Origin of the sequence: Nonomuraea sp. NPDC005983 (assembly GCF_040614375.1) — a bacterium.
GTDB lineage: Bacteria > Actinomycetota > Actinomycetes > Streptosporangiales > Streptosporangiaceae > Nonomuraea.
Window position 1 is genome coordinate 25,430 of sequence record NZ_JBEXUP010000105.1, and the last position, 6,019, is coordinate 31,448.

Consider the following 6,019-nt stretch of genomic DNA (forward strand, 5'->3'; position numbering starts at 1 on the left):
ATCTCGCCAGACAGATCCTGTTGCACGAAATATCCACAACTATCGCGCAGGAAATTTCGCATAGCGAGATTCTTTCGTGATCTTTTGTTGCCAAGATCTTCTGGCTCCCCCTTCTACAAAGAGGAAAACCGCATGAAGCGAATGCTCACCGGCCTGGCATTAGCCTCGGCCGCTACGGTCATTGCCGCGGGCCCGGCGCAGGCCGCGCCCGCGCAGGCCGCACCGAAGAACCCGGTCGCGGCGGTGCAGAAGCAGCTCGTCCCCGGCACGGGGATGAAGTGGACCGAGCGCACCACCCTGACGTCGAACAACGTGCGCAACATCTTCGTCCGGCGCTCCGGAACGGTGCAGTTCAGCAAGACCGGTGTCGCGGCGTCCGACACCACCGGCAAGCTCAACCTCACGGCCAGCGACTTCCCCGAAGACGCGCCGGAGGCCCTCGTCGCGATGACGAAGCCGGAGCACACGATCAAGGTCGGCAACACGTCGTACCTGTCCGGCAACATCTGGGCGACGATGCTGCCCGAGGGCAAGACCTGGTTCAAGATGTCCAGGGGTCCGGTCGGCGGCCTCACCGGCCTCTACGGCCAGCCCGTGAACATCGGCGAGCCTGCCACGCTGAAGACGCTGCTCAAGGGCGCCAAGCCGGCCGCCGGCGGCTACGCCGGCAAGATCACGTTCAGCGACCTGAACCGGGTCTCGCCGTCGTTCCACTCCAGCATGGCCTTCATCTCGACCACCGCCAAGCAGCTCAAGACCGAGATCAGCTGGCGGCTGGACGTCGACGCCAAGGGCCTGCCCACGAGGCTGGTCGCCACCTACCCGATGTCCGCCCTGGCGGGCAGCTCGGCGAAGGGCACGACCCTCAGCGTCGACACCCGCTACAGCGGCTGGGGCGCGAAGGTCGAGATCAAGGCTCCGTCGGCGGACGAGGTCACGACCGAGCTCAAGGACGGAAACGACGAGGCTCCGGACAGCATCGAGCTGCCGTTCGGCGTGAGCGTCGCGAAGTAAGGCACGTACTCACCGCATAACCGTGGCCGCCATCGCCGTGGCGGCCACATCTCCGGCCAAGGCCGCGCCCGAGTGCCGGCCTTGGCTTGATCGGCGAACACGGCGGCACCCCTCGGGAGCAGTTACAAGATCGTGACATCGGTACGCCGTCATATGGCGCGTTTTATTTGTCTATCTAGGTGAACGCGTACATATCTCAGGAGTAACCCCTCATGTCCCTCCCCCGGATGCTGCTGGCACTGGCCGCCACGGTCACCGTGGCGGCCTGCTCGGCCGACGGCCCCCCGGCTCCACGCGCCGCCTCGGCCCCCGCGGCCCACGCGGCCCACGCGGCCCACGCCGCAGGCTCCGCACCCAAGGCCGCCACGTCGAAGACCGCGCCGAAGAAGGCCCAGCTCGACATCGCCGACATCACCCCGATGGGGGAAGAGAAGGAGAAGGTCGGGGTCGGGTTCCCGATCATCGTCACCTTCGACCGTGACGTCAAAGACAAGGCGGCCGTCGAGGGACTGCTCCAGGTCCAGGCCGACAAGCCGACCGACGGCGCCTGGCGCTGGGTCTCCGACCGGAAGGTCATCTACCGGACCAAGACCTACTGGCGTCCGCACCAGAACGTCCTGTTCACCGCCCGCCTCAGCCAGCTGCCCGGCAACCAGGCCGCCACGGACGTCACCCGCCGCTTCGCGGTCGGCACGGCCAACATCTCGGTGGTCGACACGCGCAGGCACGTGATGAAGGTCCGCAGGGACGGCAAGCTGGTCAAGTCCATCCCGATCAGCGCGGGCCGCGGCGGCCTGGTCAAGAACGGCGTGGACGTCTACCTCACCACCAGCGGTGTCCACCTGACGATGGGCAAGAAGCCGGTGGAGGTCATGACGTCCTCCTGGATGGGCGTCACGGACCCGAAGGACCCGCGCTACTACAAGGAGCGCATCCCGTGGGCCGTGCGGATCTCCGACAGCGGGGAGTACGTCCACCAGAGCGCGGGCTACTACCAGTACCTCGGCCGCTCCAACCAGAGCCACGGGTGCGTCCGCGCCACCCCGGCAGGCTCCAAGTGGTTCTACACGATCGCCCAGCGCGGCGACGTCGTCAAGATCACCGGCACCAAGCGCCAGCTCGACTGGCGCAACGGCTGGAGCTACTGGCAGCTCAACTGGACCGAGTGGAAGAAGGGCAGCGCCCTCAACGGCGTCAAGACCCAGCCGGTCGAGGACTGACCTTGCTGCGCTCCTCGGGGACTCGCCCCGAGGAGCACCGTCAGAGCTTCTCCAGAGGGGCGTAGGCGAGCAGGAGGGTCTTCTCGCCGCCGCTGCCGAAGTCGATCTTGACCTTGGTCTTCTCCGCCACCCCGTCGACCGACACCACCGTGCCCAGGCCGAACGCGTCGTGCGTGACCCGGTCGCCGGGTGCCAGGGACGGAACCGTGCGGCCGCTCTTCTTGGGCGCCGCCGCGGGGGCGGGCTCGCGACGGGTGGCCGCGCTCCACGCCGACTTCTCCGGATCGGTGCGCCAGTCGACCAGCGCGCTCGGCACCTCGTTCACGAAGCGCGACGCCGGGTTGAACGACGGCGCACCCCATGAGCTGCGCACGGCCGCCCTGGTCAGGTAGAGCCGCTGCTGCGCCCTGGTGATGCCGACGTAGGCCAGGCGGCGCTCCTCCTCCAGCTCCTTCGGCTCGCTCAGCGACCGGACGTGCGGGAAGACGCCGTCCTCCATCGCGGTCAGGAACACCACCGGGAACTCCAGGCCCTTGGCGGTGTGCAGGGTCATCAGCGTGACCACGCCCTGGCCGCCGTCGGACTCGGGGATCTGGTCGGCGTCGGCCACCAGCGACACCTGCTCCAGGAACTCCACCAGCGTGCCCTCGGGATTGGCCTCCTCGAACTCGGACGCCACCGAGACCAGCTCGTTGAGGTTCTCCAGGCGCGACTCGTCCTGCGGATCCTCCGACGCCTCCAGCTCGGCGCGGTAGCCGGTGGCCACCAGCACCTCCTCGGCCAGCGCCGACGGCGGCATGCCCGCCGCCTTCTCGATCAGCTCCTCGACCAGCGCGACGAACTCGCGCACGGCGTTGAGCGAGCGGGTGGCCATGCCGTACGCCTCGTCGGCCCTGCGCAGCGCGTCCCAGAAGGAGATGCGCTCGCGGGATGAGAGCGCCTCGACCATCGCCTCGGCCCGGTCACCGATGCCGCGTTTGGGAACGTTCAGGATGCGCCGCAGCGACACCACGTCGGCCGGGTTGGCCAGCACCCGCAGGTAGGCCAGCAGGTCCTTGACCTCCTTGCGCTCGTAGAAGCGCACGCCCCCGACCACCTTGTACGGCAGCCCGGTGCGGATGAAGATCTCCTCGAAGACACGGGAGGCGGCGTTCGTGCGGTAGAAGACCGCGACGTCGCCTGGCCTGACGCCTTCCTCGTCGCCGAGCCGGTCGACCTCCTGCGCGACGAACATGGCCTCGTCGTGCTCGTTGTCGGCCACGTAACCGACGATCTTCGGGCCGTCGCCCTGGTCGGACCAGAGGTTCTTCGGCTTGCGCGACTCGTTGCGCGCGATGACCGAGTTGGCCGCCGCCAGGATGTTCTGCGTCGAACGGTAGTTCTGCTCCAGCAGGATCGTGCGCGCGTCGGGGTAGTCGCGCTCGAACTCCAGGATGTTGCGGATGGTCGCGCCCCGGAAGGCGTAGATCGACTGGTCGGCGTCGCCCACCACGCACAGCTCGGACTGGTCGGCGCCGGAACGCACCAGATCGCCGTCGTCCGTACGCAGCTCAGGACGGCCCACCAGCTCTCTGACCAGGATGTACTGAGCGTGGTTGGTGTCCTGGTACTCGTCGACCATGACGTGCCGGAAACGCATCCGGTAGTGCTCGGCCACCTCGGGGAAGAGCTGGAACAACGTCACCGTGTTCATGATGATGTCGTCGAAGTCCATGGCGCCGGCCTCGGTGAGCTTGAGCTGGTAGCTCTTGTACGCCTCGGCCAGCACCTTCTCCAGGTGCGAGCCCGCCTTGCCCATGGCGGTCTCGTAGTCGATCAGCTCGTTCTTGAAGTTGCTGACCTGCGCCGAGAACGACCGGGGCGGGTAGCGCTTCGGGTCGAGATCCATCTCGCGGCAGACCATCGCCATGAGCCGCTGCGAGTCGGCCTGGTCGTAGATCGAGAAGCTGGACGGGAAGCCGAGCCGCTTCGCCTCGCGCCGCAGGATGCGCATGCAGGCGCTGTGGAACGTCATCACCCACATCGCCTTCGAGCGCGGGCCGACCAGCTTGTCGATGCGCTCCTTCATCTCACGCGCGGCCTTGTTGGTGAACGTGATCGCCAGGATCTCGCCCGGATGGACGTTCCGCTCGGCCAGCAGGTACGCGATGCGATGGGTGAGCACCCTGGTCTTGCCGGAGCCCGCCCCCGCCACGATCAGCAGCGGACTGCCGTGATGGATCACGGCCTCGCGCTGTTGCGGGTTGAGACCGTCGAGCAAGGGATGGTCAACAGAGACTTCGGTCGGCACTGTCCTAGGTTAAGACGCCCCACCGACAATCGGCGCCCGGAATGCCCTTCAGGGCAAGCTGGTTGTCCAGGGCAGCAGATCAGAAAGGACGAACATGCTGACGGAAAGCGAGATCAACCGGGTGCTGCTGGTGGCCGCGCATCCCGACGACGCCGACTTCAGCGCCGCCGGGACGGTCGCGCTCTTCGTCGACCGGGGCGTACAGGTCACCTACCTCCTGGTCACCGACGGTGACGCGGGCGGCAACGAGCGGACACTCGACAACTCGGGCATGGCCGAGCTGCGCAGAGCCGAGCAGACGGCGGCGGCCAAGGCCGTGGGCGTCACGGACGTCCGCTTCCTCGGCTACTCCGACGGCCTGGTGGTGCCGTCGCTGGATCTCAGGCGCGACATCGCCAGGGTCATCCGCCAGGTGCGCCCCGACCTGGTGATCACCCACCACCCCGACCGCAACTACCAGTTCATCGCCCCCAGCCACCCCGACCACCGCGCGGTGGGCGGCTCCACCCTCGACGCCGTCTACCCCGACGCCCGCAACCCCTACGCATTCCCCGAGCTGGCCAAGGACGAGGGCCTGGAGGCGTGGACCGTCCGCGAGGTCTGGCTGAGCGGCGGCTCGACGCCCGACCACTGGGTGGACATCACCGACGCGATCGACCGCAAGCTGACGGCGCTCCAGTCGCACGTCAGCCAGGTGTCGCACGTCGAGGGCTTCGCGGACTTCGTCAGGTCCCGCTTCGCCGGCTGGGCCGAGCGGGCCGGGTTCGGCGAGGGCCGCTACGCGGAGGGCTTCCAGGTCGTCCCGACCGCCTGACCACCTGGCTCGGCTTACGAGCCCGATGCTCTGACCGGCTGAGCGTGCGCGTCCCGCGCGCGCTTCCCGGCGAGGCGGGCGAACAGGTAGCCGAGCGAGTTCGTGGACAGGTGCAGCATCGTCGGCGCCAGCAGGCCGGCTCGGCGGCGGAGCTCGCAGAAGAGCACCCCCGCCGCCGCCGTCGACACCACGCTCCCCACCACGACGCGCGCCGTCTCGAGCCGCGAGGCCGCCTCCCCCGCCCCACCCACTTCCATCACCTGAGCCGTGCCCGGCTGCCCGGAGGCTGCTTCCCCCGCTACTCGCGCCGTGCCGGGGCGTCCGGCTGTCCTCACCACGTCGAGCCGCCCTGGCGCCTCTCCCGCGGCCAGCGCACCGAAAGCGGGGTTGGCGCGGGCCATGTCGATGGCGGGCAGGATGTGCCAGAGCCCGAACAGCGCCGACGACACCGCCGTCGCCGTCGCCGTGCCGTTGGTACGGCGGAGCATGCCGTACAGGGCGCCCCTGAAGCCCACCTCCTCCAGCAGCACCGTCCCGACCGGCACCTGGAGCAGGGCCTCCTCCAGGACGCGCGCCCGCGTCAGCGACAGCGCCCGCTCGTCGTGGAAGAACTCCCGCGTACGCGGCATCGCGACCCCGGCCGTGTAGACGGCGGCGACCCCGGCGGCCAGCACCCCGCCG

General features: G+C 68.6%; 5 protein-coding genes. 3 read left to right on the top strand and 2 right to left on the bottom strand.

What is annotated here, in order from left to right; genetic code table 11:
- Nucleotides 1-132: 132 nt before the first annotated feature.
- Together ABZ297_RS33995 and ABZ297_RS34000 are read left to right on the top strand one after the other, a co-directional pair.
- Entirely contained in the window at nucleotides 133-1,014 is an 882-nt protein-coding gene (locus tag ABZ297_RS33995) for a hypothetical protein (RefSeq protein ID WP_355355007.1), read from the top strand.
- A gap of 212 nt (nucleotides 1,015-1,226) precedes the next feature.
- The gene (locus ABZ297_RS34000) at nucleotides 1,227-2,234 is read left to right on the top strand and encodes a L,D-transpeptidase (protein WP_355355010.1); all 1,008 of its coding nucleotides are present in this window, start codon (nucleotides 1,227-1,229) and stop codon (nucleotides 2,232-2,234) included.
- Between the two features lie 40 nt (nucleotides 2,235-2,274).
- On the opposite strand, the gene pcrA is transcribed toward ABZ297_RS34000, so the two are convergent.
- The gene (pcrA, locus tag ABZ297_RS34005; protein WP_355355019.1) at nucleotides 2,275-4,494 is read right to left on the bottom strand and encodes a DNA helicase PcrA; all 2,220 of its coding nucleotides are present in this window, start codon (nucleotides 4,492-4,494) and stop codon (nucleotides 2,275-2,277) included.
- A gap of 124 nt (nucleotides 4,495-4,618) precedes the next feature.
- On the opposite strand from pcrA, the gene ABZ297_RS34010 reads away from it, so the two are divergent.
- The gene (locus ABZ297_RS34010) at nucleotides 4,619-5,338 is read left to right on the top strand and encodes a PIG-L deacetylase family protein (RefSeq protein ID WP_355355013.1); all 720 of its coding nucleotides are present in this window, start codon (nucleotides 4,619-4,621) and stop codon (nucleotides 5,336-5,338) included.
- 14 nt (nucleotides 5,339-5,352) lie between these two features.
- Here ABZ297_RS34010 and ABZ297_RS34015 read toward each other — a convergent pair.
- Nucleotides 5,353-6,019 (bottom strand): CPBP family intramembrane glutamic endopeptidase (locus ABZ297_RS34015; protein ID WP_355355016.1); only part of this gene is annotated, 667 nt, incomplete at its 5' end.

Excerpts from the sequence above, each read along its gene's own strand:
- ABZ297_RS33995 (WP_355355007.1), top strand. The coding sequence starts at position 133 with ATGAAGCGAATGCTCACCGGCCTGGCATTAGCCTCGGCCGCTACGGTC.
- ABZ297_RS34000 (WP_355355010.1), top strand. The coding sequence starts at position 1,227 with ATGTCCCTCCCCCGGATGCTGCTGGCACTGGCCGCCACGGTCACCGTG.
- ABZ297_RS34010 (WP_355355013.1), top strand. The coding sequence starts at position 4,619 with ATGCTGACGGAAAGCGAGATCAACCGGGTGCTGCTGGTGGCCGCGCAT.